Source organism: Kitasatospora sp. NPDC007106, assembly GCF_040634455.1.
In the GTDB taxonomy this organism is placed as follows: domain Bacteria; phylum Actinomycetota; class Actinomycetes; order Streptomycetales; family Streptomycetaceae; genus Kitasatospora; species Kitasatospora arboriphila.
On the sequence record NZ_JBEYFP010001124.1, the window covers coordinates 1 to 1,648 of the forward strand.

1 protein-coding gene is annotated in these 1,648 nt (G+C 77.0%); it reads right to left on the bottom strand.

What is annotated here, in order from left to right; genetic code table 11:
* On the bottom strand, nt 1-1,648 hold a 1,648-nt coding region (locus ABZ641_RS36385; protein WP_359988792.1), incomplete at both ends, for a dynamin family protein.

Sequence of the window (1,648 nt, forward strand, 5' to 3'; positions counted from 1 at the left end):
GGCCCGCGGGTTGGCGGCGCAGCAGGACGGCGAGGAGCTCGTGGCCGGCGTGGGCGAAGCACTGCTCGTCGGCGTGCAGCACGGAGGTCGCCGACGAGCCGTTCGAGGCTGCGGCGCAGTACCTGGCAGGCGCGCCGGTCGGGGCCGGAGTGGGCGGGGTCGGCGGTCATCGCCGCCCAGTGGGCCAGCCGGGTGACGGCCCGGTGGTGGAGTTCGGGGCGGGGCGTGCCGGCGGGGAGGCCGAGCCGGGCGGCCGGGTCGGTGCCGTACTCGCCGGCCACGCGGCGGAGTTCGAGCCGGTCGGGGTCGGAGAGGCCGGTCAGGCGGCCGTCGTAGCAGTCCCGCAGCACGGTGAGTTCGCGGAAGGCGTGCTGCTGCACCTCCAGGTCGACGAAGCGGCCGACGGCCCGGTCGACGGCGGCCCGGTCGCGGGCCGCGGCGGCGTCGGTGGCGGGCGGCAGGAGGGTGGGCAGGGTGTGGGCGCGGTCGACGATGCGGCGCAGTTTGAGGAGGTCGGCGCGGGCCCCGAAGTGGTCGGCGAGCAGCAGGCGGAAGTCGGCGAGGCCGCTGCGCCGGTCGAGTTCGGTCCGCAGCTCGGGCAGCCGGTGGACGCCGTCGCGGACGAGCCCGCAGGCGAGGGTGAGGCCGTAGCCCGCGAGGAGGCCGAAGAGCCGGGCGCGGCGGTCCGCGGGGACGGGCAGGTCGGGGTAGGGGCGGGTGGTGAAGTACGGTCCGCGGGCGGCCCGTTTGGCGAGCAGGCCGGGTTCGACGGCGGCGAGGGCGGTGAGGTCGGCGAAGTCCTGCTCGGTGAGCTGTCCGGCGGCCGCGCCGACGAGGCTGCAGACCGGCCGCAGGTCGTACATCAGGCGGGTGCCGCCGGCGGCGGTCATGACCCGGTCCGCGACGCGGCGGCCCTCGGCGAGCGGGTCGGGGTGCTCGGGCCAGTACAGCTCGGCCTTGGTGAGGACGCCGACGGTGGTGAGTGCGCCGCCGCCGTGGGTGCCTCCTCCGCCGGGGCCGAAGCCGGCGCCGGTGAAGTCGGCGAGGAGGTCCTCCTCGCCCTGGGCCAGGCCGCGGGCGAAGACCAGGACGAGCGCGTCCGCGTGGCCGGCGTGGCCGAGCGAGTCCGCCCGCACCTCGTCGGCCGAACGGCCGAGGAAGCGCAGGGTGTTGGCCGAGTCCGCGCCGAGGACGGAGTCCAGGCCCGGGGTGTCGACGAGGTCGAAGGCGCGCAGGCAGGGGCTGGGGTCGCTGACCACCAGGTGGTCGATCGCCCGCAGCCGGGCGTGTGCGGCGGTGTCCTCGTCGCGGGCACGGGAGGTGAGGTCGCGCAGTTCGTCCGGGTGGTGCCGGGTAGGCGGGCGGCCGTCCTTGTAGTGGACGGTGACGGTGCGGTCGGGGCCGTGGGTGAGGCGGCTGACGTTGAAGGTCAGCTCCTCGGCCCCGGTGTCCACCCGGTCCGCGCCGAGCAGGGCGTTGACCAGGGTGGACTTGCCCGCGCTGACCCGTCCGACCAGGGCGACCCGCATGGGGCGGGCGGTCAGTTCGCGGTAGCCGTCGAGGGCGTCGAGCACCGGGAGGACGGCCGGTGGCACCCGGTGGCGGGGGCCGAGCAGCGCGGCGGCCTCGCCGACGGCCCGTTCGGTCG